This window comes from Flavobacterium sp. B330r, from assembly GCF_056824325.1.
Genome location: NZ_CP124860.1, coordinates 3,958,214 through 3,984,504 on the forward strand (window position 1 = coordinate 3,958,214; position 26,291 = coordinate 3,984,504).

Annotated in this window: 30 protein-coding genes; 16 read left to right on the forward strand and 14 right to left on the reverse strand. The window is 33.1% G+C overall.

What is annotated here, in order from left to right:
- Positions 1–96 precede the first annotated feature (96 nt).
- Positions 97–1,074 (forward strand): AraC family transcriptional regulator, encoded by a 978-nt coding sequence (locus QLQ95_RS17630; RefSeq protein WP_482500842.1) that lies wholly within the window; start codon positions 97–99, stop codon positions 1,072–1,074.
- Positions 1,075–1,100: 26 nt separating this feature from the next.
- Here QLQ95_RS17630 and QLQ95_RS17635 read toward each other — a convergent pair whose 3' ends face one another.
- From QLQ95_RS17635 to QLQ95_RS17660, 6 genes are all read right to left on the reverse strand, one after another.
- Positions 1,101–2,036, reverse strand: coding sequence for a helix-turn-helix domain-containing protein (locus QLQ95_RS17635; RefSeq protein WP_482500844.1), 936 nt, complete (start codon positions 2,034–2,036; stop codon positions 1,101–1,103).
- A gap of 12 nt (positions 2,037–2,048) precedes the next feature.
- Positions 2,049–3,017, reverse strand: a complete 969-nt coding sequence (locus QLQ95_RS17640) for a helix-turn-helix domain-containing protein (protein ID WP_482500845.1) — start codon at positions 3,015–3,017, stop codon at positions 2,049–2,051.
- Between the two features lie 68 nt (positions 3,018–3,085).
- Positions 3,086–4,027, reverse strand: coding sequence for a helix-turn-helix domain-containing protein (locus QLQ95_RS17645; protein WP_482500847.1), 942 nt, complete (start codon positions 4,025–4,027; stop codon positions 3,086–3,088).
- Between the two features lie 272 nt (positions 4,028–4,299).
- On the reverse strand, positions 4,300–4,659 hold the full coding sequence (locus tag QLQ95_RS17650; RefSeq protein WP_482500848.1) for a cupin domain-containing protein: 360 nt from the start codon (positions 4,657–4,659) through the stop codon (positions 4,300–4,302).
- Positions 4,656–5,276, reverse strand: coding sequence for an alpha/beta hydrolase (locus QLQ95_RS17655; protein WP_482500849.1), 621 nt, complete (start codon positions 5,274–5,276; stop codon positions 4,656–4,658). The genes QLQ95_RS17650 and QLQ95_RS17655 overlap by 4 nt, the downstream gene beginning before the upstream one ends.
- 94 nt (positions 5,277–5,370) lie before the next feature.
- A complete protein-coding gene (locus QLQ95_RS17660) occupies positions 5,371–5,661 on the reverse strand; it encodes a GNAT family N-acetyltransferase (RefSeq protein ID WP_482500851.1) in 291 nt (96 codons plus the stop codon).
- 946 nt (positions 5,662–6,607) lie between these two features.
- Here QLQ95_RS17660 and QLQ95_RS17665 point away from each other — a divergent pair.
- The 15 genes from QLQ95_RS17665 to QLQ95_RS17735 all read left to right on the forward strand — a co-directional run bounded on the left by QLQ95_RS17665 (position 6,608) and on the right by QLQ95_RS17735 (position 19,875).
- On the forward strand, positions 6,608–6,907 hold the full coding sequence (locus tag QLQ95_RS17665) for a phosphoribosylpyrophosphate synthetase (protein ID WP_482500853.1): 300 nt from the start codon (positions 6,608–6,610) through the stop codon (positions 6,905–6,907).
- Positions 6,908–6,963: 56 nt separating this feature from the next.
- Entirely contained in the window at positions 6,964–7,383 is a 420-nt protein-coding gene (locus tag QLQ95_RS17670; protein ID WP_482500855.1) for a hypothetical protein, read from the forward strand.
- A gap of 29 nt (positions 7,384–7,412) precedes the next feature.
- Positions 7,413–7,889, forward strand: a complete 477-nt coding sequence (locus QLQ95_RS17675; protein ID WP_482500857.1) for a Dps family protein — start codon at positions 7,413–7,415, stop codon at positions 7,887–7,889.
- A gap of 19 nt (positions 7,890–7,908) precedes the next feature.
- Positions 7,909–8,358, forward strand: coding sequence for a DoxX family protein (locus tag QLQ95_RS17680; RefSeq protein WP_482500859.1), 450 nt, complete (start codon positions 7,909–7,911; stop codon positions 8,356–8,358).
- A 17-nt stretch (positions 8,359–8,375) separates the two neighbouring features.
- Entirely contained in the window at positions 8,376–9,797 is a 1,422-nt protein-coding gene (locus tag QLQ95_RS17685) for a tyrosinase family protein (RefSeq protein ID WP_482500861.1), read from the forward strand.
- Complete coding sequence (locus tag QLQ95_RS17690) at positions 9,775–10,395, forward strand: SCO family protein (RefSeq protein WP_482500863.1); 621 nt, start codon at positions 9,775–9,777, stop codon at positions 10,393–10,395. The genes QLQ95_RS17685 and QLQ95_RS17690 overlap by 23 nt, the downstream gene beginning before the upstream one ends.
- 17 nt (positions 10,396–10,412) lie before the next feature.
- Positions 10,413–11,762 carry an alginate export family protein gene (locus tag QLQ95_RS17695; RefSeq protein ID WP_482500865.1) on the forward strand — a complete coding sequence of 450 codons (1,350 nt, stop codon included), beginning with the start codon at positions 10,413–10,415 and terminating at the stop codon, positions 11,760–11,762.
- A gap of 49 nt (positions 11,763–11,811) precedes the next feature.
- On the forward strand, positions 11,812–12,753 hold the full coding sequence (locus QLQ95_RS17700; RefSeq protein ID WP_482500867.1) for an alpha/beta fold hydrolase: 942 nt from the start codon (positions 11,812–11,814) through the stop codon (positions 12,751–12,753).
- Between the two features lie 450 nt (positions 12,754–13,203).
- The gene (locus QLQ95_RS17705; RefSeq protein ID WP_482504066.1) at positions 13,204–13,863 is read left to right on the forward strand and encodes an alpha/beta hydrolase; all 660 of its coding nucleotides are present in this window, start codon (positions 13,204–13,206) and stop codon (positions 13,861–13,863) included.
- A gap of 147 nt (positions 13,864–14,010) precedes the next feature.
- Positions 14,011–15,813 carry an amidohydrolase gene (locus QLQ95_RS17710; RefSeq protein ID WP_482500869.1) on the forward strand — a complete coding sequence of 601 codons (1,803 nt, stop codon included), beginning with the start codon at positions 14,011–14,013 and terminating at the stop codon, positions 15,811–15,813.
- A gap of 94 nt (positions 15,814–15,907) precedes the next feature.
- Complete coding sequence (locus QLQ95_RS17715) at positions 15,908–16,879, forward strand: alpha/beta fold hydrolase (protein WP_482500871.1); 972 nt, start codon at positions 15,908–15,910, stop codon at positions 16,877–16,879.
- Between the two features lie 191 nt (positions 16,880–17,070).
- Positions 17,071–17,685: a hydrolase gene (locus tag QLQ95_RS17720; protein ID WP_482500873.1), complete on the forward strand. Its 615-nt coding sequence runs from the start codon at positions 17,071–17,073 to the stop codon at positions 17,683–17,685.
- Positions 17,686–17,747: 62 nt separating this feature from the next.
- Entirely contained in the window at positions 17,748–18,131 is a 384-nt protein-coding gene (locus QLQ95_RS17725) for a DoxX family protein (RefSeq protein ID WP_482500875.1), read from the forward strand.
- 407 nt (positions 18,132–18,538) lie between these two features.
- Positions 18,539–18,952 (forward strand): nuclear transport factor 2 family protein, encoded by a 414-nt coding sequence (locus QLQ95_RS17730; protein ID WP_482500877.1) that lies wholly within the window; start codon positions 18,539–18,541, stop codon positions 18,950–18,952.
- A gap of 56 nt (positions 18,953–19,008) precedes the next feature.
- Positions 19,009–19,875 carry an alpha/beta fold hydrolase gene (locus QLQ95_RS17735; protein WP_482500879.1) on the forward strand — a complete coding sequence of 289 codons (867 nt, stop codon included), beginning with the start codon at positions 19,009–19,011 and terminating at the stop codon, positions 19,873–19,875.
- 87 nt (positions 19,876–19,962) lie between these two features.
- Here the strand turns inward: QLQ95_RS17735 and QLQ95_RS17740 are convergent, their stop codons facing one another.
- From QLQ95_RS17740 to QLQ95_RS17775, 8 genes are all read right to left on the reverse strand, one after another.
- A complete protein-coding gene (locus QLQ95_RS17740; RefSeq protein WP_482500881.1) occupies positions 19,963–21,036 on the reverse strand; it encodes a redoxin domain-containing protein in 1,074 nt (357 codons plus the stop codon).
- 66 nt (positions 21,037–21,102) lie between these two features.
- Entirely contained in the window at positions 21,103–21,321 is a 219-nt protein-coding gene (locus QLQ95_RS17745; RefSeq protein WP_482500883.1) for a hypothetical protein, read from the reverse strand.
- Between the two features lie 219 nt (positions 21,322–21,540).
- A complete protein-coding gene (locus QLQ95_RS17750) occupies positions 21,541–21,900 on the reverse strand; it encodes a VOC family protein (protein WP_482500884.1) in 360 nt (119 codons plus the stop codon).
- Positions 21,901–21,912: 12 nt separating this feature from the next.
- Positions 21,913–22,338, reverse strand: coding sequence for a hypothetical protein (locus QLQ95_RS17755; RefSeq protein ID WP_482500886.1), 426 nt, complete (start codon positions 22,336–22,338; stop codon positions 21,913–21,915).
- Positions 22,339–22,421: 83 nt separating this feature from the next.
- Positions 22,422–23,003, reverse strand: coding sequence for a Crp/Fnr family transcriptional regulator (locus QLQ95_RS17760; protein ID WP_482500888.1), 582 nt, complete (start codon positions 23,001–23,003; stop codon positions 22,422–22,424).
- A gap of 197 nt (positions 23,004–23,200) precedes the next feature.
- Positions 23,201–24,133 (reverse strand): helix-turn-helix domain-containing protein, encoded by a 933-nt coding sequence (locus tag QLQ95_RS17765; protein ID WP_482500889.1) that lies wholly within the window; start codon positions 24,131–24,133, stop codon positions 23,201–23,203.
- Between the two features lie 135 nt (positions 24,134–24,268).
- Positions 24,269–25,201 carry a helix-turn-helix domain-containing protein gene (locus QLQ95_RS17770; protein WP_482500891.1) on the reverse strand — a complete coding sequence of 311 codons (933 nt, stop codon included), beginning with the start codon at positions 25,199–25,201 and terminating at the stop codon, positions 24,269–24,271.
- Positions 25,202–25,328: 127 nt separating this feature from the next.
- Positions 25,329–26,249, reverse strand: coding sequence for a helix-turn-helix domain-containing protein (locus tag QLQ95_RS17775; RefSeq protein WP_482500893.1), 921 nt, complete (start codon positions 26,247–26,249; stop codon positions 25,329–25,331).
- Between the last annotated feature and the right edge of the window lie 42 nt (positions 26,250–26,291).

Consider the following 26,291-nt stretch of genomic DNA (forward strand, 5'->3'; position numbering starts at 1 on the left):
CTGAACTGGATCTATATCTAAGTACAACAATTGTTTTTATTTCGCAAAATTTGATTGACAAATCAATGTGGTAATTAGAATTTAAGCTTATCTGAAATGAAACCAGAGTTAACCTCTTTAAAAAAGTTTAGAGATATATTGGCCTTTATGAATCTGCCTGTCTTTTCTTATATTGACAACGATGATTTTGCCATAATAAAATTACACGATATGGGACTGAAAATGCCTTATCTAACCCCAATCTATAGACCTGATTATTATACTTTAACTATAATACAAGGTGGCAAAGGCACTTTTGTTGTTGGTGATCATATTTACGAACTTGGTCCTCAACATTTATTTATGAAACAGCCAGATCTCTATTTTTCAAGTGGCTGGACAGAATCGCCAGTTGGATATAGCATTTCATTTACTCGAGTTTTTTTCGAGAAATACTTTCCCGACGGTATTGGCGATCTTCCATTCAAAAGCAATGCAAATGCACTTAATTATTATTTAATTAAAAGTGATTTTAGTCAATTTGAAGAAATTTGTACCGAAATCTATAGCGAAGCCATTTCTGTTTCAAATTGTAAATATGAGATCATCTCAAATCTTCTTATAAATATCCTATTACTTATTCAACAACATCAGAATACAAAAATAGTAGACATTCAGGACGAAAAAAATGCCGTATTTGTTACGTCATTCCTCAAAAACATAGATCAGAATTTTAACCTGTTAATTTCAGGTGAAACAACGACATTACTGCGTACAAAAGAACATGCAAAACTTTTAAATCTGACGGAAACGTATTTTTCTAAAGTAATTAGTAAGGCCTCTGGTAAAACTATTAACCAGTGGATTAATGACAGGCTAATTGATGAAATCAACTATTTGCTAAAAAATACAAATAAGCCAATTCCTGAAATTTCAGAAATGTTTGCTTTTAGTGACCCTAAATATTTTTATAAATTTTTTAAAAAGAATACCAAAAATACGCCAAGTTCAGTACGAAAAGATTTTAATGCGTCTGACATTGATCGCGCTCATGTGTATCGTGGAGATGTTGTAAACATAAGAGCGACCTGGTAGGCTCTTTATTTTTTTATCATCTTACTTTAATCCATATATTTTTTGCGGTAATTTCCCGGTGATTGACCGGTATGTTTCTTAAAGAAAATATTAAAATAAGTCAGATAGGAAAAACCTAAGATGTAAGCAATTTCTTTTATAGAAAGACGGGAATCTTTCATTAGGCTTTTTGCAACACTTAATGTTTTTTCAATGATCATCTGGCTGCCTGTTTTTCCTGTTTTTTCCTTTAGAACACTTGAAAGATAATTTTTATGAAGCTGTTGCATTTCGGCATAATCTTTTATAGTCATTACGATGTTGATCTTTCCTTTTAGTACTTGATCATAATGATGTTCCAGATTTTGCATAAAATCCTGTATAATGTTGGGATTTCGATTTAGCGGCGTTTGAAGTTTGTATCCTTCCCAGTATTCTTTTTTAATTTTAAGCAGGAATCTGGCAAGTAAATTAGCACATATTTTCTTTTGCAAAGGGCAATCTCTCTGAAGTTCCTTAACAATCTGAAAAATTGTTTTTTTTAATTCCTGTTGAAATTCTTCTGAAATATTTAACGGAAGATGTCTTTCAAATAATAAAAATGGAAACGTTTCATAAATAGAAATTCCTGCATATTTATTGATAAAACTTTCGGTAAACCATAGGCCGTAAGATTCAGTTACACTCTCCCAGGTCAATTGCTGAAGTTCATGTGGTTTATTTATAAACAACATTTTTGGTTTAATACTATGTGGATCCTTATCAACAATAATTGTTCCCTGCGCCTCCACTACAAATCCAATTGAAAAAAATTCAGTGTAAAAAAGTGGAGTAGACCATGGAAGAGTATGTTCGGGGTGCAATATTTTTGAGTCGACAAAACAAAGCTCATCATCTCCAATCAGTCCATGCGAGAGATCACTATCTATTAGATTTACAGATTCAAGAAAATCACTGAATTGAATTCTTCGGCGCTCTTTCATTTTCAAATAATTCTACAATTGAAGATTTTTTTTGCGATAATTAACTGGCGATAACCCTATATGTTTTTTAAAAAAGATACTAAAATAAGACAAATAAGTGAATCCCAGCATGTAAGCAATCTCTTTTAATGATAATCTGGGATCTTCAATAAGAATTTTTGCCGCAGTCAGAGTTTTTTCCGCTATCAGTTGTCCGCCTGTTTTTCCGGTTTTAGCCTTTAAAATACTTGAGAGATAATTTTCATGTAGTTGCTGCATTTCTGCATAATCTTTTATGTACAACGTTCTTTGCACTTTACCTTTTAGCAATTGGTCATAATGGAATTCAAGATTCTGGAAAAAATCATTCACGATATCCGGATGTTTTGTTTCTGGATTATTAATCACATAACCTTCCCAATATTCCTGTTTTATTTTTAGCAAAAATCGGGTCAATAAGTTCGCGCAAATTTGGTTTTTTAAGGGCGAATCATTTATAAGTTCATCAACAATAAGCAAAAGAATTTTTTTCAGCTCTTTTTGAAATTCTTCTGTGGTTTTTAATGGAATTTGTCTTTCAAAAAGCAAAAACGGAAATGTTTTATAAATAGAAATACCTGCATATTTGGAGATAAAATTCTCAGAAAAAAGTATTCCGTAAGACTCATTCATAACATCCCATGTTAACTGCTGAAGCTCGCCGGGTTTATTGACAAATAACATTCCAGGTTTAATGTTGAACGGTAGCTTATCGACTATAATTTTGCCGTAAGCGTCCAGAACAAAACCTATTGAGAAAAATGTAGTAAAAAAGGGAGGTGTTACAAAAGGAAGCTGGTCGTCGGGATGAAGTATTTTGGAGTTGACAAAGGAGAAGTCAGCATCTCCCAAATGTCCATGAGACATATCGACGCGATCTAAATCGACGTAAGACAAATCCTGACCCATTATTTTGACGGTATCAAAGAAATCTGTGAATTTAATTTTTTTACTGTTATCCATTTCCAAATATTTATAAGTCCTATTTCCTTTATTATTTACTTAAAGTTTGACGATTTGAAAATTGAGGATTACACATAATTCTGATTTTTGTCAGCGTTGTTAAACTCTTTTCTCAAAGCGTTAGGTGCATTTAAAGTTTGCGTTTTAAAATAGCTACAGAAATAATTTAGATCGTTAAAAGCAAATAATGCGGCGATCTCTTTCATTGATTTATCTGAATGTTTCAGCAGGTATTTAATTTCATCAATAAGCTTCTCATTAATCCATTCATTGATCGTTTTTCCTGTACAATTACTTATTACTTTTGAAAAATAATTTTCGTTAACATTCAATAATCTGGAATGTTCTTTCGTTCGCATTAGTGAAGTGTCCTCACCACGAATAAGCCTGCTAAAATTATTTTCCATATTTTGACGAAAAGCGCTCACAATAGTGGCCTGTTTTTCACTTTCCAGTTTCAAATTTGAATCGCCATTGTGATGTAATTGCATTAAAAATAGAAGATTAAGAATAAGATTTGCTATAAGTTCATCCTTATATGCCATTGTTGAAATCGATAAATCGTAAATCTCCTGGGAAGTCTGCTCAAAATATTTCCAACTTTTCTCAGTAAGATCACAGGAATATCCATTTTCTCCTCCTAACTCCAGAACAGTATCAATACCAGCAGGGAAATATTGTTGGAGAAAACTTTTTCGAAAACTGATTGCGTAAACTTTTTTAATTTTTGTCCAATAACTGGATGAAAATGATTCTGGACGGGAAATTATAATTTGGTTGGAACTAAAATCAAATTCTTTATTCCCAATAGCATAACTCCCACATCCGTCGATTATTACGAACAAATTAAAAAAGTCAGGTCGGAATGTTGGTGACTGGAAAGGTAATTTTATTCCTATTTCATGTAGTTTTATAAAACTAAAATCTTCACTATTGTAAGTGGAGATTGGTAGATTCATAAAAGCCAGACATTCAGTAATTTTACTTAAAGTGGTTAATACGGGTTTCATCTTAATTTACGTATATTTAGTAATATAGCTTATGTGTCTGTAGATTTGATTTTTCAAAATTGCGCAAAATTGTAATGTTACAAGTTTCAAATCCTGACTAAAAATTATAATATTTAAAGATTTTAGTTTTATGCCTCTTTTTCTTTACAAAAACGTATAAGGTGTTCATTGTGTGGTCTTTAATTGAGTTCTAAGTTTGGTTTTAACATTTTTGCGCTGCTGTAGTAATTCATTTACATAGGACCCAGTGGCAGCATAGAATTTGTATGAGTTTAAACCAAACCAGTTTTTATAAATATTGATTTTCGAAGTTTTGATTCAATGTTTTTTGTTTTGTGTCCTTTACCTGTGGTATCTTCTACCAATAGAATCGATCCTGTTTCAAATCTTCTTTTTTCTCCTAACGAAGTTTCGATTTCTACACCACCTTCGAGTAAAACAATATACTGGCGGTCTGGTGCATTATGAAAATCGTAATCGTAAGAAGGATTAACTTCTCTGAAAACGATTGATTTCACAGGTTCATCATCAGATAAAAATCCGATATCACCATTGTTCGTCAAAGGAACCTGGAAGTCTTCAAAGTGGCTTTCGCCATTTTTATCGCTGTATATTCGTGTTATCTGTATCATTTTTTTGAAAAAATAAGTTCGTTGACCAAATCTACCTCGTCCTGACTTATGGTATGTCCCATATTTTCGTAAATCTTTTTAGTCACTGATGCACCCATTTTTTGAAGAAGTGCTTCTGTTTCATTTACTCTTTCAACAGGAACATGAAAATCAGGATCACTTGTACCGATGAAAACAGGTGTGTTTTCGAAATTACCACTATAATGATTTTCATAAACCTTATCACCAATAAGTCCGCCAGTAAAAGCTACAATACCGCCATATTTTGTAGCATTTCGTGCTGTAAATTCCAAAGCAAGACAAGCTCCCTGTGAAAATCCAAGAAAATAGATATTCTCTTTTTTGATCCCGTTTTGCTGAATTGCCACAACAACATTTTGAATAGCATCTAATGATTTTGAAAAGAAAGGTTCATTCTGTTGAATCGGTACTAAAAAAGAATGCGGATACCAGGTTCTGTTTTCAGCCTGAGGTGCAACTAATGCAAAATCATCGACCTTTAGATATCTTGCGACGGCGATGATATCATGGGCGTCTGCACCACGTCCATGAATCATAATCAATGCCTTTTTAGCTTTATTTAAGGACAAGCCCTCTGTTATGATTTCTGTGTTCATAAGTTTTATTTTTTAAGTTTTATACTAAATGGTTGTTATTTTTAATCATAGATATGTAGCTATATTTTAATAATTATAGAAAAAAAGGAAGAATTTATTTTTTCGCGATATCCAGATATTCATCGATATGTTTTTTGAATTGTGCGTGTCGGTAAGGGTAAAGAGATAAGACCATTAAATTATTAGTATGAACATAGGATGCTATTTCGTCCATCAATTTTTTAGCATAACCTTTTCCTTCGGCATCCGGATCAACTCCTGTATGGTATACAATAAGTAAATCATCTTTTATGCTTACCATCATTTCACTTAGTTTTTTATCATCAATATATAGATTAAAAGCACCATGTTTTTTTTCATCTAATTCTAGTTTTATTATTTCCATATATTTTAAATTTCATCATTGCTTTTTGCAGGTAAAAGACAATTAATTTTCATCTCTTCAGATAATCTATTATAATAAATCGGCAGTTTTAATCTATTTCCGGCTGGCTTGTTACGGTGATAGAGATAACAAATTATAATTGATGCTCCTTAAAGAAATCAAAACCTATAATCTGTAAGACGTCCTGCAGCGACGCAAAATCAAATTTTATAAGAATTAAATTTGATTTAATAATTCATGATAAATTTCTTTTACAAAATTACGAAAGCATAGAAAGCCTTTCCATTAACCTAGATTAAGAAAAAAAATCTTGATGTACTGCGATGGCGGATATCAGGGTATAAAATATTCCTCGTTCCAATCAGGCTGTTCTGCCTGATTATTTCAACGCCCTTACAATTAATCTGTATGTAATTGTCTGTTTTACATCGCGGCTATCCAAAATTCCAAAGCAGGATACTTTGTTTATTTCATCAATACAGGACTATAAATAGGAGATGCAGTCAAGAGGATTTTATTTAAGGATTAATTAGTCAGCGTCTGACCGATGATAGTACTGTTTTAATCGTTGTGTAAATTGGTAGTTAAACCTTTAATAGTTAAGTAATCATGTTTTTTTCTGGCAGACACGACTACCGCAGATCAGATACTATTTTACTAAATCTATAATAGTTCCATAAATCTTTAATATTTATAAGTTTTGAGAACTATTCCATAGAAACCGCCGTTGACTTTAGAATTAATTTTGCTATAACGAAAACGAAATATACTCATTATGGTTTTTAGATCAATTTTCAAACTACAACATATTATAACGACAGGAAAGTATGAGAAGGTTTAAAAACACAAAATATAATTTACAAATCTGTAAATCTATTTACAAAAATAAAATGTTGAACAATTAGGATCTATTAATAAATATAGAATATAAAAAAAACTTAAGAATATGACAAATTACGATACACTAACAGAGGCGATAAATGTAAAACAAGGGGAGGGATATACTTTTGATTTTAATCTTAGTAACTCAACATTAGATTGTAAAAAGTTAAATAGAACATTTGATTCTACTGAATTCAATGTTGATGCATTTTATCGATTTGAAGGAGATTCTAATCCGGACGATTCCTCAATACTTTACGCAATAAGTACAGAATATGGTATAAAAGGACTATTGGTAGATGCTTATGGAGCTTATAGTGATAATTTAAATGCAGCAATGATCCAGAAATTGAAGATTAGGTAAATTATTACATATATAACCAGAACTGAAATTAAGTAGAAATAAAAAATTTATAAAATATGGATTTTACTATAAAAAGAATACAGTCAGAAAATAAAGTACGGAAACATTTTGGAAGCACCATTACTGAACTAAAAGATAAAGGAGAAATAGGATTTGTATCCAATCAGCTAGGAGCAGATAATTCCATTTTCAGAAAAGTCATTGCGAATTATGACTATAATTTACAAGTTTCGGCTGAAGGACACTATGTGGTAGTTCTTGGCCGTGAAATTGAAACATCATCCGGCATAGAAAACGATTTTTTTTCTGGTGGCACATTTCTAATAGGGGAAACAGTTAGAGAAGTAAAGAAAACTAAAAATATAAAAGCTCAGGTAAGTGCTTCGTTTTTGATTTATAAAACTTTAAAATCATACGCAATGCCATTTTTAAACTGGAAGCGTATTATAGTGGACTCAAGATTATTAGATGTATAATTTATTCATAACATTTTAAAAATAAAACAATGAACGATTTAAATGCCATAGGATTGAATGCTGCAAAAAGTAAAGAGTTAGCAAATCAATTGAATAATTTACTTTCTAATTATTCAATATTTTATCAAAATGCGAGAGGATATCATTGGAATATTAAAGGTGATGACTTCTTTGTATTGCATCAAAAATTTGAGGACCTGTATAATAATCTGTTTTTAAAAATTGATGAGGTTGCTGAAAGAATATTAACATTAGGTTACAGACCAAATCACAATTTTACCGAATATTTTAAAACAGCATCAATTCTGGAAACAAATGAAGTAATTGATGGACAGCATTCTGTTGGTAAAGTTGTAGAATCTCTTGGAATACTATTAAATAAACAAAGATTGATCCTTGATTTATCTGCCGTAATAGAGGATACAGGGACTAATAGTTTAATGAGTGATTACATTCGAGAACAGGAAAAAATGGTGTGGATGTATTCAGCATATATAAAAAATTAAACCACTATATAACAACATTATGAAAAATAAAATATTTGAAACGAGCGGATCGTATGCACCTTTGATTTTAAGAGTTATCCTGGGATTTGTTGTATTGATGCACGGCATGCAAAAATTATTTGGTTGCTTTGGAGGCCTTGGTTTTTCCAAAACTATGCTATTCTTTACCGAATCGGTGGGACTACCTTGGATCATGGGCTTTTTAGTAATCTTGTTGGAAACTGTTGGGGCGGTTGCACTAATTACAGGAACATTAACGAGAGTTATTGCATTTTCCTATATAATTCTTCCATTAGGAATGATATTCACTACACATCTTAAAAATGGTTTTTTTATGAATTGGTTCGGAACATTAAAGGGAGAAGGCTACGAATACTTTATTCTTTGGATTGGAATGGCTATTGCCTTATTTATTTTAGGTGGAGGCAAATACGCAATCGACCAAATTTTTACTGAAAAGAATAATTAAAAAATAAAACAATAAATATGGAAAATATCGATGATAATAAGAGAAGGTCATTTTTAAAAAAACTTGGTATGGCTTCTGTTGGTTTTGCCGGCTTACCATTAGTTTCTTCATCGCTAATTGGGTGTAAAGACGACAAAATAAAGCCAGACAATGGGAGCTATGAAAAGAAAGCATATTCAAATATCGTGGTAAGAAAGAATATTGCTGATATTCCTGTTGATGATGCAGAAATAAAGTTGTTTAAAGATGCGGTAGGAATATTAAAAAAACGTTCGAAAATATCACCATTAGATCCAATGGGCTGGCAGGCAAATGCATTGTTACATACTGCATTTTGCGCTACAAGTATGTATTCTAATCAGGTACACTACAATTGGTATGTTTGGCCCTGGCATAGATTATACTTGTGGTCGCTAGAGCAAAAACTGCAAAAAGCAGTATCTGAACCCAAATTAGCATTGCATTACTGGGACTGGACAAAAAGTAATTTTATCCCAGAACATTACTGGGGAGACGAAAGTAATCCATTATTCAATGCTTCGAGGTTTGTTGGGCCGAAGGACAAAATACCAAATGACTTCATCAATGTAGGTGCGGTCTTTAGAACAAAAGATTATAAAACATTTGGAGGGTATCCCGCTATAAAAAAATATGGTGACGCGCAGCTTGATGGTATGGCAGAACAGTCTTTTCATAACAATATACACAATTGGATTGGGGGACAGATGGCCACTTTTGTGGAATCTGGTTTTGAACCGATTTTTTATGGTCATCATGGAAATTGCGATCGTATTTGGGATTCATGGCTTGCGTATAGTCCAAATAATAAATTACCTGATAGTGAAGAGTGGTTAGAAAAAAAATTATATGCAACAGATGGTAATGGACGTCCGGTAGATTTTAAAATAAAAGAAGTATTAAATACAGAAGACCTGGGTTATCGTTTTGCTGATTTAGATCTCAATCCTAATTTTTGTAATCCCTATGCGGAAAAAGATAAACCAAAGAGGAATGAATCGAAAAGGGATTGTATTGCACCTTTAAATCTAAAAACGTCAGATACGAATTCTATAAGCAAGGACTTTGCTGACAAAGAGAGATCCCACGTTATACTCCACTTTGAAAGAGCACAGCTTCCCTATCAGCCCTATTGTGCAAGAGTATTTTTTGAGTATATGCTGAACGGCAGGAAACAAAGTAAGTATACCGGTACTTTTACGATTTTACCCATTTTGGATATAGATTCAGTTCTGTTGCAAAACGGAGTTTTTCTTCAGATTGAAATAGAAAAAGATATTGCTGAGGCCGTAGATCAGAAAATTAAAATTGATGTAATTTTTCAACCTGTTCCGTTACCAAACAGAAATATCCCGGATGAAATTTTAAAGTTAGAAAATATTTCACTTTATAAAGATTATGAAAATAGAAGTAACATTTAGAGTTTTACTCTTGACATTGATTTTTGCAGGATGCACAAAGACTGATAAACTTCCTGTTTTAGGTGAATTATCAATTGACCCATTAACCGGAGAAAGCAGACAGTATCAGGCACCGGAATTTCGATTAAAAAATCAATTTAATCATGAAGTAACCCACTTGGACTTTGAAAACAAAATACAGGTTGTCGATTTCTTTTTTACCAGCTGCCCTACGATTTGTCCTAAAATGACAAAGCACTTAAAGTTAGTAGAGAAGGCCTTTGAAAAAATTAATGAAGTAGTTATTGTTTCGTATAGTATAGATTATAAAAATGATAGCCCTGAAACGTTAAAACAGTATTCAGAAAGGTATAAAATAAATAATAATAAGTGGACATTCTTAACAAGTGAAAGCGATGGAGTTTTTGAACTTGCTAAAAATTATAAAGTACTAGCCTTTGATGATGGTAGTGTTAATCAAAGAAACATAATTCATGATGGCACATTTGTATTAGTTGATGGAAAAAGGAGAATAAGAGGCTATTACGATGGTTTAAATGTAAGTGATACAAAACGTCTAATTGTTGATATTAATAGGCTTATTAAAGAGGTTGATTAAAAATAATTTTTAAACAGATGAAAAAATATTGCCTAATTTTTATAGTTGTATTTAGTTCAGCTGTTTATTCACAACAAATAAATGAATTCGCATTTCTGCGATATAATGATGTTATTTCAATTGACAGTACAAATCAAAAATTTTATTATAAAATCAAGCAAATAGAGATATCTGAAAGGTATAATTCCTTTCTTTATTTCGGAGGGGAAAACAGGACTCAATACCAATATTTTGAAAATGAAAATTGGGACGAAGCCAATAGGGATGATAATGGTTTTATACTCAACAGGGCACTGTTTTACAGTGATTTAAAAATTGGGAATTCATTTCGTTTATTTAGCCAAATACAAAGCAGCTGTTCGATTAGCAGATTAGACCCTAATCCTTTAGAGGAAAACCCATTAGATCTCCATCAGTTGTTTTTTGATGTTAGGGTTAAGAATTTAAACTTGAGAGTGGGAAGACAGGAATTATATTATGGTTCACAAAGATTGATTTCAGTCCGGGAGGGACCAAACAGCAGACAGGCATTTGATGCTATAAAAATCATGTACCAAAGAAAAAATTTAGCGGCAGATGTTTTTTACAGTTATTATGTCAAAAACAGGTTTGGAAATTTTAATGACAGGATTGATTCAAATACAAAACTTTTTGGATTGTATACCAGCATGAAAGGAGTTAAACTTTTCAATACTATAGAAGCTTATTTTTTTAACATACGAAAATCAGAAAGCACGTTCAATACTTTTTCGGGACAGGAAAACAGAAATACAGTGGGTTCAAGAATTTGGGGCTCACATTCTAATTGGAACTATGATATAGAAACTGCATATCAATTTGGGAAATTTGACAGGAAAAGCATTTACGCCTGGACATTTTCAATTAATAATTCTTTTAATTATATGATAAATAAAAGAATTCAAAAAATAGGTTTTAAAACAGAATATATTTCTGGGGATAAAAATCAAAATGATGGTTCTATGGAAACATTTAATCCTCTTTTTCCACGAGGGGCCTACTTTGGTTTAGCTGCTTTGATAGGTCCTTCAAACCTGATTGATATCCATCCGTTTCTGGAATGTCAGTTAACACAAAAATTAAACTTTTATGTCGATTATGATATGTTCTGGAGGGCTTCAGAAAATGATGCTATATATCAGCCAAATGGTGCAATATTATTCGCTAGCTCAAATTCGACTTCAAAAAAAATAGGAAATCAATTAGGAGCTTCATTTGAATATACTTTTAATAAATACCTGAATTTCACCTTGGAAGGAACATGGTTTAACAGTGGAACTTTTATTCAGGATGTTAGTAATGGTAAAGATATTCTGTTTACGGCCAGTACTTTGACTTTAATTTTTTGAAAATAATTTCATTGCATTTTATGTCACATCTGCAATATATGGAGACGAAATGGATATTGAAGAACAAAAGCAAATTAAATATACGATCAATAATTCTCAGCAAACAAATTGGGAAAACAATAAAAGGATATCATTTCATTTAGAATTGAAGGCAAATCGGAATAACACAATTAATATAACTATAAATTTTTTAAAGATGAGAAAATCAATTACAACAGCGGCGGTGATTTTAATGACCACTTTCGGAGCACAAATTCAGGCTAGCACGGTTAGCCCAAACACAATTGTCATAGTGCATGGAGCATGGTCCTCAGCTGCGGATTTTAAGTATGTCGAAGCAGAACTTAAAAAGAGTGGTAATGAAGTGATAACAGTAAATTTGCCGGGGCATGGATCCGACAATACACCTGTTGGATCATTAACAATGCAAGGCTATGTAGATGCTGTTAAAACAGCAATTGGAAAAAGGAAAAATATTATTCTTGTAGGGCATAGTTTTGGAGGAATGGTCATTAGCGAGACGGCGGAGCAAATTCCAGGACAAATCAAAAAACTGATTTATCTCTGCGCATATTTGCCAAATAACGGTGAAAGCCTTTTTTCCATTTCAGCGGCGGATAAAGAAACGCATATCGGGCAATATATACAACCTGATGAAAAATCAGGTGTAGTAGGAATTGCTAAAGAAGGTATTTTAGATTTTTTTGCTGCTGATGCACCTAAAAAAATAGCTGATGTTCTGGTTGCTAATTTTAAGCCAGAGCCAATGGGTCCAATGGCAACTCCGGTTGTACTTACAGATGCTAATTTCGGTAAAATAGATAAGGTATATATTTTTACTGAATATGATCACGCTATAGGTTTGACATTGCAAAAAAGTATGGCAAAAAAGGCTAATATAACAAAGACTTATTCTTTACCTACCAGTCATACACCGTTTTTCTCACAACCGGCCGCTCTTGCATCTATATTACATAAGGAAGCAAAATAAAATTACGATAATTGGAATAATATTATAGTAAAATCAAAAAAACTATGGAAACTTCTGTTAGTCATATTTAATATGATTAACAGATTTTTTTTGGTAAAGTGTTTTTAATCAGCTCTTTTTCAGTGTTATTACTATGTCGCGCCTTAGATGTGGTACAAAACAAAATAAGGTCTAACACGGTAAGTGATAAAATTTTTTAAATCTTAGTTTATTATAATTTTTAGTGAATTATTCACAGAAAAGCACGCTTTGATTAGATGTAATTTTGTTTCAACAAGTAAAGGGATTCATTTTTATCAGACACCACATTCTATAATTATTAAGGTGTGATTCATAATCTTAAAGGTAACGAAATGACCGGTACTATTTCTGTCATTAGAATGCACAACAATAATAACTATATAATCTCTAAAAAATTAAAGCATGAAAACAATTAAGAATATAGTGCTTATGCATGGTGCATTTGCAGATGGCTCAGGATGGAGAGGTATATATGACATACTTAATAACAGCGGTTATGATGTTACCGTAGTACATAACCCGCTAACATCACTTGAAGACGGTATTCAGGCTGTAAATATAGCTTTAGACAAACTCGATCAAAGCGCTGTTCTTGTAGGGCATTCCTATGGTGGAGCTATAATTACTGAGGCTGGTAACCACCCCAATGTAGCAGCATTAGTATATGTAGCAGCATTTCAGCCAGGAGATGGTGAAACAGCTTTACAGTGGATACAAACCGCTCCGCCGGCACCAGAGAGCGGAGTCCTGCCTCCGGATGAAAATGGTATTATTTATTATGACAAAGATAAATACCATATGGGAATGTGTGCTGATCTAAGTGTAGAAGATGCCGGTTTTATGTATGCTTCGCAAGGTGCATTTTATGCGAAAGGATTTGTAACACCAATTAAAAATGCGGCCTGGAAATCAAAACCTGCATACGGCGTAATTGCAACCGAAGACAAGAGTATTCCGCCTGAAATCCAGGAAGCAATGTACAAACGTTCCAAAACAATTGCCACGTATGTAAAAGGAAGCCATGCAGTTTATATATCCCAGCCTGAATTGGTGGCAGAGGTAATTATATCAGCTTCAGGAATAGATTAATTTTAAGAACTAAGTTCTAAAAATGACCATTTTAATCGCTTTAAAATAAGGTTTAACTGGTGATTTTATTCGGGTAATTAAGCTACTAACTAAAGTGTAAACGGTTAAGATGGCATTCACAATTAATAATAAATAAAAACAGGCACAATGAGAAATTCAATATTCTTAGTATTACTAATGATAGTATTCAGTTCCTTTCAAAAAGACAAAAAGGAAATTGAAGATGCGACAGCAGATTTAATTGTTATGAATGGTAAAATAGCCATTATGAATAAAAACAATTCAATTAGTGAAGCGATAGCAGTAAAAAATGGGAAAGTATTAGCGTTTGGAACTAATGCAGAGATTCTAAAGCTAAAAGGGAAGCAAACAAAAGTTATTGATGCTAATGGACGTACCATTATTCCAGGATTGAATGATTCTCATTTACATTTAACCAGGGGAGGACGTTTTTATAATGCGGAATTAAGATGGGATGGTGTAACCTCGCTGAAAACGGCATTAAAAATGTTAAAAGAGCAGGCTGCCAGAACTCCAAAAGGTCAGTGGGTGAGGGTAGTAGGCGGCTGGAGTCCCTTTCAGTTTGAAGAAAAAAGATTTCCAACAACCGAGGAAATTAACGAAGCGACAGGAGATGTTCCGGCATTCGTACTATTTCTGTACAGTCGGGGGTGGATGAATAAAAGTGGTTTAAAGCTGCTTAAAATAGATGAAAACACCAAACCACCTGAAGGGAGTTCATATGAAAAAGGTGCGGACGGTAAATTGACCGGTGTACTATTGGCAGAACCAAATCCGACCATTCTATATGCTGCAATAGGAGCATTGCCGCCGATGACCGATCAGCAGATGTTGAATTCTACAAAACAATTTTACAGAGAACTCAATAGATATGGTGTAACAAGTGGTATTGATGCAGGGGGTGGCGGGCATGCTTTTCCTAAAGACTATGGTGCGACAAAATTACTTGCTAATCAGGGAGAAATGCCCATACGATTGTCTTATTACTTATTTCCTCAGAATAAAGGAAAGGAGTTTGAGGAATTTCAAAACTGGATTGAAACCAATAAAGTAGGTAATAATGGAGAAATTCATCTGGAACATGGGTATGAATTAGAAGGAGGAGGAGAATTTCTTACATGGAGCGCGGGTGATTTTGAAAATTTTCTGGCACCGCAGCCTATGTTAGAAGACAGACCGTCGTGGAGAAATGATATCAAAAAGGTGATTCGTTTACATGTTGATAGTGGTTGGCCGTTTAGAATTCATGCAACCTATGGAGAAACCATTGCTAATTTATTAGATGTTATTGAAGAAGTTAATAAAGAAACTAATGGAAAATTAGCAAAAGAAAGATGGTTGTTTGATCACGCAGAAACCATTACTGAACAGCAGCTAAAAAGAGTTAAAGCACTAAACGGAGGTATTGCGATTCAATCCAGACTCGCGTACGCCGGAGAATATTTTGTTGAAAGATATGGGGCAGCTAAAGCAAAATATGCACCGCCTTTAAAATTAATGATGAAAATGGGAATCCCTGTCGGGGCAGGCACTGATGGAACGAGAGTTGCCAGTTATAATCCATGGCCTGCATTATACTGGATGGTTTCTGGCAAAACAGTGGGAGGGCTGCAGTTGAGTGCTCCTGACAATCTTCTTACACGCGAAGAAGCACTTTTTTTATATACAAAGGGTAGTGCGTGGGTTTCCAAAGAAGAAGCTGTAAAAGGTACTTTAGAAAAAGGAATGTTTGCCGATTTTATACTATTATCAGATGATTATTTCAGCGTACCAGAAAGTAAAATCAAAGATTTATCGGCTGTTTTATCAGTAGTTGGTGGTAATGTTGTCTTCGGTGACAAAGAGTTTGCCAAACTAAGTCCTGAAATTGAAAAAGCAATTCCAGAGTGGTCCCCGGTCAATTTTTATGGAGGATATCAAAAAAGATAATTCCGACACTGTACTTAAAGCAGGCAGTTTGACATAATTTCCCTGTCTGGGAAACATACGACAGACCATTTATTAAAAAACTAAAACAAATAAAATGAAGACAAAACTTATTATGTCCGTCTTAACGATTATGTTTTTAACATGCTTTAAATCGTATGCAAAACACGCTGTAGAGAAAAAGGTGGCCTCACAGCGTACCGTTTACAAAGCTGTCGAATACAAAACAATTCTCGTTGATAGTTTAAAAATTTTCTACCGTGAAGCGGGCGAAAGAACTAAACCTACCATTATTTTATTACATGGATTTCCGTCTTCGTCACACATGTACCGAAATCTGATAAATGAACTTGCTTCTAATTATCATGTAATTGCTCCTGATTATCCTGGTTTTGGGCAAAGCAGTGCTCCAACTCCTCAACAGTATCAATACACATTTGATAACTTGTCCATAACAATGGAACATTTTATTGATAAATTAAAAATCAAAAAAACAAGTCTTTACATTCAGGATTATGGAGGACCCGTTGGAATGAGAATAGCGGCAAGAAGACCTGAACTGATTCAGTCACTTATTATCCAAAATGCAAATGCCTACGTTGAGGGATTAGGTGAAATTCTAAAACCTTTAACAGCATATATTGAAAATCAGAATGCCGAAACTGAAAAGGCAGCACGTTTTTTTCTTACCGTTGATGCTACGAAATGGCAATATATAACGGGTGCGGAATCCCCTGAAAAAATAGCACCCGACAGCTATAGCATCGATCAGTATTATTTGGACAGAGAAGGAAATGATGTTATCCAGCTGGCGCTGTTTCGCGACTATGGATCTAATATAGCGCTATATGAAAAATGGCATCAGTATTTTGCCAAATACAAGCCACCCATGCTAATTATTTGGGGTAAAAACGATCAGTTTTTTACTGCGTCGGGGGCAAATGCATATAAAAAAGACAATCCAAATGCTGAAGTTCATTTATTAAACGGAGGTCATTTTGCATTAGAAGAGCACCATTTGGAAATTTCTAAGCTGATTATAAACTTTTTGAGTACAAAAGTTAAATAGAAGAAATCAGCAATAGACGACCAATTTAAAAATTCATCCATAATTTTTTATCAAAACAGGAGTATCAAAATCAAATATATTTTTAAAAAAAACTTAATCATTAAATCTGAATTATTATGAAAAATTTAATTTTAGCAACAGTAGCTGCATTTTCATCACTAACTGCCTTTGCACAAAAACCAAGTCCACAATTGTTAAACCCAAAAAATCATACTTTGATTTTGGTAGATCATGAAAGCCAGATGGCATTTGCAGTGGGTAATATGCCAGTGGATCAGCTAAGAACTAATACTGCCCTGGTTGCAGGCGCATCTAAGATTTTTAAAGTGCCAACTGTTATTACAACGGTAGCTGAAGAGTCTTTTAGCGGGCCGGTTTTTCCTGAAGTTCTGGAGTTTTATCCTAAATCAAGCACTAAGTATTTTGACAGAACCACTATGAATTTCTGGGAAGATGTTAATGCTTACAAAGAGGTTGTAGGTAAAGGAAATAAAACAATAGTAATGGGCGGCTTATGGACTTCGGTTTGTATTGTAGGACCTGCATTGTCAGCCATAAATGAGGGATACACTGTTTACGTAATCACAGATGCAAGTGGAGATGTGACAGATGAAGCTCATAATCAGGCAGTAACCCGTATGGTTCAGGCCGGGGCAAGACCTATTACATCAATGCAATATTTATTAGAATTGCAACGTGACTGGTCGAGATCAGAAACTTATACAGCCGTGACAGATTTAGTTCAAAAATATGGCGGTTCATATGGGATAGGTGTTCAATATGGCAGAGCAATGCTTAAACACTAATAGAAAAAATAGAAATAATGATATATAGACATTCTCTATTACGTTCAAATTTAGGAACCAAATTGAATAACATTGTTTTGCTCTTCTTTAGGATCGCCATTTCATGCGAACTGATGTATGCGCATGGGTTAAAAAAAATAGGGATTGGGACGGCACTTGCCGAGGTTGTTCCTAATCCTTTAGGTCTTCCGGAGGCATTAAATCAAGCTTTTGCAACAACTGCAAATCTTGTCATGCCCATTTTTATCATACTCGGTTTAATGACACGTATAGCCACTTTACCTATTTTAGCGGTTACTCTCACAGGTTATTTTGTATTACATTTTAACGATCCGGCTCTGGTAAAAGATGTTCCCTTAATTTATAGTCTTTGTTTTTTACTAATATGCTTTGTGGGTGCAGGTAAATATTCGATGGATCATTATATCAGCAGGGGAAGTGAATAAAAATTTAGGATGTTTAGCATCACGACTGTAATCTTTTAAGTAATGATTACATTTTCCAATTAAAAATGCAAGGTTATGATTAAGCTCAAAAACCAGCAGTGTTAATAAATTAATTCGCTTTTTAAATTAGCAGCATTCAATTGGATGCTGCTTTTTATTTTGGGCTATGTCATACGGGTTAAAATTCTAAATAAAGTTGAAATCTAGGATGCTTTTTAGTAAGCGAAATACTTTTTTAAAAATAGGTTTTTGTATATGATTTGACAACTTAGTTCTTTCTAATTTCCTGAATAAAGAACTGGACTCCAATATCTTTATTTATTATAATTTTTGGTAAGAATATAACAGAAATGTAATTGAATTCAATACCTAAGTTTGTGGTATAGAAATACTTAAAAATATAAATCATGGTAAAGAGATATCCAATTCCGCCCTTTACATTGGAGACCGCAATTGAGAAAATTCAATTGGCAGAAGATGCCTGGAACAGTAGAGATCCCTACAGAGTTTCTCAGGCATATACAGCTGACAGTGAATGGAGAAACCGTCATCTATTTATAAACGGTACCGAAGAAATTATAACATTTTTAACTGGGAAATGGTCAAGAGAACTTGATTACAAGCTTAAAAAAGAATATTGGGCACATACGGATAATCGAATAGCTGTTCGTTTTGAATATGAGTATCATAATGAAGAGGGACAATGGTTTAGGGCATATGGAAATGAAAACTGGGAATTTAATGAAGAGGGATTAATGCAGAGAAGATTCGCTTGTATCAATGATTTGCCCATTGAAGGAAGTGACAGAAAATTTATATAATCAATTTAAAAATAGAGTTTAAAAAAAGTAAAAATTTAATTTAAAAAAGCAGTATTATGAAAACAAGTTACCATACAAGAAAAATCAATGGAGTAGAGATTTTTTACAGAGAAGCCGGAGATAAAAACAAGCCAACACTAGTGTTGCTTCACGGATATCCAACATCGTCACACATGTTTCGAAATTTAATAAATGATCTGTCTGATGATTTTCATTTAATAGCACCTGATTATCCGGGTTATGGCAGAAGTGAGCAACCACCATTGGCGGATTTTGCTTATACATTTGAAAATTTCAGCACTATTGTAAAAACATTATTGGATGAATTGGAAATTAAAAAATTCAGTCTTTATTTAATGGATTACGGTGCACCAGTTGGTTTTAGAATTGCCAGCAGAAATCCTGACAGCATAGAGACGCTGATTGTACAAAATGGTTGTGCTTATGAAGAAGGTCTTGAGACTTTCTGGGATCCATTTAGAGCACTTTGGAAAGATAGAAATGACAAAGAAGCGGCAGCTACATTAAGTACTTTTCATGCTCCTGACGGACTGAAATGGCAATATACACACAATGTTCCAGATACTTCGGTAATTTCGCCGGACAACTGGGAAATTGATTTAAGACACTTAGAACGCCCAGAAAATGGTGATATTCAATTGGCACTTTTTTATGATTACAGAACCAATGTGCCCTTGTATCCGGAATGGCAGGAATATTTCAGAAAATCCAATCCTGAAATGTTGATTGTATACGGAAAAGATGATTATATTTTTCCAGGCGTGGGAGCTGAAGCTTTCAAAAAAGACGTGAAAAATTTAGAGTTTCATTTGTTCAGCACAGGACACTTTGCACTTGAAAGTTTTGGTAGTGAAATGGGGGCACTTATCAAAGATTTCCTTTTGAGAAAAACAGGGAAATAATTAAGTAATCAAAAAAATGAAGGGGTGGTTTTAACGACCCCTTTATTTTTGATTTTATAGGTGTACAGGTTTCAGATTATAGAAATTTTATGTTTTTTTTGTATTGGCAGATAAAATTTTACTTATTTCTGTTGGGGAAAGATTAATTCCTATAATAATACCTTTTTCATCAATAAGATAATTGTAAGGAATGTTTTCTATTCCGATACTGTTTTCTATTTTTTGATCCTGATCTAGTAGATTTATCCAATCTAACTTATCTTTTTCTATCGCAGCAGTCCACTGTTTACTGTTTTTATCTCTCGAAATTCCAATTATTTCAAAATTAGTGCCCGAATATTGTTGCTTTAAAGCAATAAGCTCAGGACTTTTTTTTCTGCAGGGTGCACACCATGAAGCCCAAAAATCAATAAGGATAATTTTTCCATTAAATTTATTTAAATGAACCAGAGAACCATTTTGGTCTGGTAATTCAAAATCTAAGAAAGGTTTTCCAACGGCAAAAGTACCTAACCTGTCAATTCCTTTTTTAAAAAAATTGAGGTCTTGATCAGTTTGTTTCGTAATATCTAAAACGGAGTAAAGTGTATTTAATTCCTTTTTGCTAAGTATAGGATTTACCATTGCCAACTCAGCCAATATTGCTCCGCTAAAGGGATGACTGCGATGCTTTTTTAAAAAGACGGTTAATTTCGAATATAGAAGCTTTTTAAAGTCTTTTTTTCCTGCATTCAGTTGATAAAAATTTAGATATTCTTCCTGTATTTGTGAAGAATGAGATCCTTTAATCCTGTCAATATGCATGGTTTCCACAGATTTTCCATCTTTATTAACCTTATTTACACTGATTTGAATGTCAATATTACTATTCTCCAAATAAAATTGAGGAGCATTCTCAGCAGATTTTATATAAATCTGAGCACGTACTGTATCATTAAGTACGCCTGTAAATTCAAAATTATTATTGATAATTTTCACACTGTCTTCTACGTTATTATAATATAAATAAGCAAAGTTATCAGCAATATCTCCCTTAATACTTCCATGAATTTTAAACTTGCTTAGATTGTTTTTTAAAACATTTTGGCTGTATAGGCCTGCAGTTGCTAAAATAAAAATGGATAATGCCCACTTTAGTGGTTTTAATTTGATTTTAATCATTTGGTTTTAAATTTTTAATTAACGGTGAATTAGGAATGCTATTGCTAGCTTGCATTTTAGCTGTGCTTAGCCATTTATTTTGTCTTTATGGTATTCTGTTAGCCACTTTTCCATTTTTTGTAATAACTTAACTTCTGAAGGATTACCTCCAGGATCAGAAAGCCCAACAATTTTCAGGCTGTAATTAAATTTTTGATCTTCAAAAATGCATGTAAATTTGGGGAATTCATGGTGTAAAACGATCCATTTGCCATCATTTGTATTTTTTATTTCAAACTTCTTCATAATAGGGTCATTTTGGAAAATGATCAACCAAAACCCGCTGCTCTTGCATTAAAACAATTATTGGTTTTTCAGGTTTTCTTTTTTTGCATTCTGTCTAAAGAATAACTTAAGGCAGATTTTATTATACATATTATGACAAATAAACTATAGCTGTAGAACATAATGAATACTGCTATATTGCTATGCTGAAAATTGCCTGAAGTTTAGTTTACCTGAATTTCAAAAGACAGTATGTTGATCATAAAGCTCAATTTTTCTGCCGTCAGGATCAGCGATAATCGCCATAAATCCGAAATCTGTTATAGCGGGTTCGGATATAAAACGTACCTCGTGGTCCTTTAACTTGTGAGTGATTTCACCAAAGTTGACAACCTCAAAACCTAAACGCAAATTTGCATCAGGTTCCAATTGATCCTTTGCCAAGGGATAGATCTCCAGAATCGTCTGCCCCATCGAAGCGGTATAATGAAAAGGCGAATTTCCATGTTTATGATATTCAAATATCAATCCAAATAAGTTATAAAAATCGGCCAGTCTTTTAGGATTAGCTGTTCGTAAAACTAATAGTCGAATGTGCATAATAAGGTAATTTTACATAGTCATTGGAACTTCCATCAAAAGCATTTCAGAAGCAGCTGATTGAGAAATTATTTCTAGAGAAGTGAGATCCCAGTTTCCCATTCCGTCCTTTTCGTTAAGAAGAGTACCGTCTACCATATCATCATTGAGAACTCTGAGGACACCAAAATGCATTCTGTCCGGATTGTAGTAAGAGGCAAAACTAAAAGTTTGATGTGTATCAAGCCATCCATGATTGGAATAGCCTCTTGATTCTGCCTTATGTAAAACACTATTTCCTGTTAGTACCGTGTCAAGGGAGGGTAAATGATTAAAATCTACGGGGGCTAGTGGTTTTATTTCGTCAATATCAATCTTCATTATATTGGCAACTGCTGCCGAAGCAACAAACATTCCTGTTCCTAAAAGTCCTTTTTTGATAAAATCTTTCCTATCCATAGTTTTGCGTGTTTGGGTTCGTAGCAAATTTCTATCATAAATGAAATCTGTGCATTGAACTAGAACAAGATTTATGTAAAAAGTCAGGATTTAAGTTTTCGGCCCCGGATTTTTGATAAAAATTCTGGAGAAATACCCAAATAAGACGCAATATAGTGCTGCGGCACACGTAGTGGTATAGTGGGGTATGTGTGAAGAAATTCATCATATTTTTGTTCTGCCGTGCAGGTAATATTATGAAGAAGGCGATTTTGAGTGACGGCTAAATGGCGCTGCATCAAAATTCTGAAAGCTCTCTCAAACCTTGGCGCCCGCTCAAAAAGCTGCTCTTTGGTTTCGGGGTTAAAAATTAGAAGATCACAGTTCTCCAGTGTTTCAATAAAAACATGGCTGGGTTCGGTTTCGTAACTGCTAAATGAAACATCGCTGATCCAAGAATTTTCGACTGCAAATTGCAAGATTACCTCAAATCCGTTTTCATCTATATAATATTTCCGGATACAACCACTAACTACAAATGCATCGAAAGTACACTTTTCACCTTTTTGAAGCATTATGGTTTTTTTTTTGATTTGTTTGAATGACAATAAAGAATTAAATATTTCAAGCTCCTCTTGTGTGAAGCTTACATATCTTGAAATGGCTGTATTAATTTGTGCAAACATTATCTCAATTGGTTTATTTTTTATCAAAATTAAAAGTAAAGTTTTTTTAAGATTTATTTTAATGCAGATCTTACGTTAGCAACGTGTCTATAGGCTCGAACTCCATGCTTTTTTTATTTCCCAAGTCATGTTATCGTATGATTCTGGACTTTAAATAATTATTCATTTTTGACTGTTGTCCCAATTGAAGGCTAATGTTATAAATTTTTTTTTCGGTATTCTAAAGGAGTTATTCCTGTATGTTTTTTAAAGAAAATACTAAAATAGGAGGTGTAGGTAAATCCTAACATGTAGCCAATTTCTTTCATAGTGTATCGAGGATCCTGAATTAAAATCTTTGCTGCAGAGAGCGTTTTTTCAGAGATTAACTGACCAGCTGTTTTTCCAGTTTTTTCCTTTATGATGGTTGACAGATAGTTTTCATGAAGCTGCTGCATCTCGGCATAATCTTTTATATGAAGAATATGCTTAACTTTACCTTTTAGCAGCTGATCATAGTGGAACTCCAGATTTTGTATAAAATCGTTTAGAATATCTGGATTTCGAGATTGTACATTATGTATACTATAACCTTCCCAGAATTCTTGTTTTATCTTAAGTAAAATTCGGGTAAGGAGATTTGCACATAATTTATTTTTGAGCGATGTATCCTTTTTTAGTTCTTGATAAATCAGTTGAATGATTGTTCTTAGCTCTTGTTGAAATTCGGGAGTGGTATGTAGTGGTAAATGCCTTTCAAACAACAAAAAAGGAAACGTTTTATATATTGAAATTCCGGCATATTTTACAATAAAATCTTCAGAAAATAATAAACCATAGGTTTCAGTTACCTCATTAAATGTTAACTCTTGCAGGGTTCCGGGTTTATGTATAAATAACATATTGGGTTCAATTTTTGCCGTTAAATCTTCGTATTGTATTGAACCATAGGAATCGATAACGATTCCCATTATAAAATGGGCTGCGCGATGCGGTGGATAGGTCCATGGAAGTCTTTCTTTTGGGTGTACTATTTTTGAGATTATTAATGAAAAATCATCGTCGCCTATATGTCCCTCAGAGAAATTGCTTCCCATGATTTTTACATTATCGTAAAAATCATATGTTTCCTTATTTTTTATTTTAGCCATCTTTTTTAAAATGTAAGACTCTGTTGATAATTTAATTTTAGGCTGGATTTATATCCTTTGAATATGACAAGTAATTATCTATAATCATTATTCAGCATTATATTTATGTACATTTTTTTTGCTTTAAGATAAACGTTACTCTGGAGATGAGTTCTGATAATGTTTTCTGTAGGCCCCTGGAGCATATGAGGTTTGAGTTTTGAAAAAGCTGTAAAAATAATTAAGGTCACTAAAATCAAAAAGAAAGGCGATATCTTTCATCGATTTTTCGGAATGTTTTAAAAGATACTTGATTTCATCTATAAGTTTTTCGTTTATCCATTCGTTCACAGTTTTTTTAGTACAACTCGTTACGATCTTACATAAATAGTTTTCATCTAAATTTAGTAATCGTGCGTGTTCCTTTATACGCATAAGTACTGAACAATTATTATTAATCAATTCGTTAAAATTAGTTTCCATATTATGACGAAAATCAATGATAATTTTATTGTTTTTTTCGTTATTTTTTTTAAAATTTATTTCATTTTGCTGTTCTAGCTGGACTAAAAATAAGAGGTTAAGTGCCATGTTTGCCATGAGCTCTTCTTTATAACATGCATCTGACGTTGCTACTTCATATATTTCAAGACAGGTTTGCTCAAAATAATTCATTGTCTCCTGCGGAAGGCAGCAGCAATAACCATTCTTGGCATCAAAGTCTAAAATATTATTAATGCCGCCAGGAAAGTACGTTAAAATGAATGATTTTTGGAATGTTATATTGTAAACTTTTTCCATATCTGTCCAGTCAATTTTAAAAAAGGAATCAGGACATGCTACCACCACATGGTTAGGACGTAATTCAAACTTATTATCACCCACAGTGAAACTACCATTTGCATTAGTGACAATGGTGAAACTATAATAATCAGATCTAAAAGTTGGCGACTGAAAGGGAAATTTTAAATCCCATTCGTGAACTTTTACTATTGAAAACTCATCGTTGTCTATGTAATCATGAAAAGGAAGATTTAAAAAATCAATTTGGTCTTTGTATTTGCTAATTGTGGTTAGTTGTGGTATCATGATTTTGGAAAATAAAGTTAAACAATTTTTAAATTATGAATTGGGAACTTTTATTTTTCAAAGATATTAGATATGAAAATTTCAGTAATACTCTTAAAGTGGCATTTAGTTATAAAATTTAAAGATTCTACCTTCTGTGTAGACTTTTCCTGTAAAAAGCAGGAGTTAGTGTAGTCTGGTTTTTAAAATAGGAATTAAAATAACGACTGTTGGTAAATTGAAATAGGTTAGCAATTTCTGCTATCGGCACAGCTGTCTCGGTTAATAACATTTTAACTTCACTTAGAAGTCTGCTGTTTATCCATGCAGTTGGGGTTCTTCCTGTTTTTGTTTTAATTACTACGGAGAAGTAATCTTCGTTTAAAAATTGTAAAGCTGCAAAATCTTTGGCTCCTAATTGTTTTGGCTTTTTTCCTTCCAATATTTCATTAAAGTAGAGTTCTAAATCTTTGTAAAAGGTATTGATTACTGAATTATTATTGTCAGTAAAATTGTACAATTGATTTTGAAAAAGCTCTTTAATCTTGATAAGCAGAAATTCTACCATATTGCCAATTAGTACCATTTTCTGATCGGGATTACGCTGGATTTCTTTTTTAATCTGGTTTGTATTATACTTTATTATCTGGTAGTTTTCCGGATCTGCTTTTGTATAAATAAATGATTCGGAAAGTAAAAATGGAAACTCCTGATAGATATCAGAAAAGCACTGGTCAGCAAGAAATTTTTCTGTAAAACAGATAAAACAGGCTTCACCCAAGTGATCGAATTTATAATTACGATGATGACCAGGACTTGTTATAAATATTCCGGATGATTCTAAATTTATCACTTCATCATTATAAAGGTGTGTTGCACTTCCTTCATTAATTATAAAAATAGTAAAAAAGTTGGCTTTGTAATTATCGGGGGCATTGAGTAGTTTATTTTTATTCCATTGGTTAATTTCCTGAAGCATAAAATCTTCGCTTATTAATTCAGTTGAAGGCAGCCCGAACCAATCACAAATCTCTTTTAACGTATTAAATATGGGTATTTGCTTTTCCATTGATTTTTTTAATATAAAACTACTTAAAACAGATAAAATATT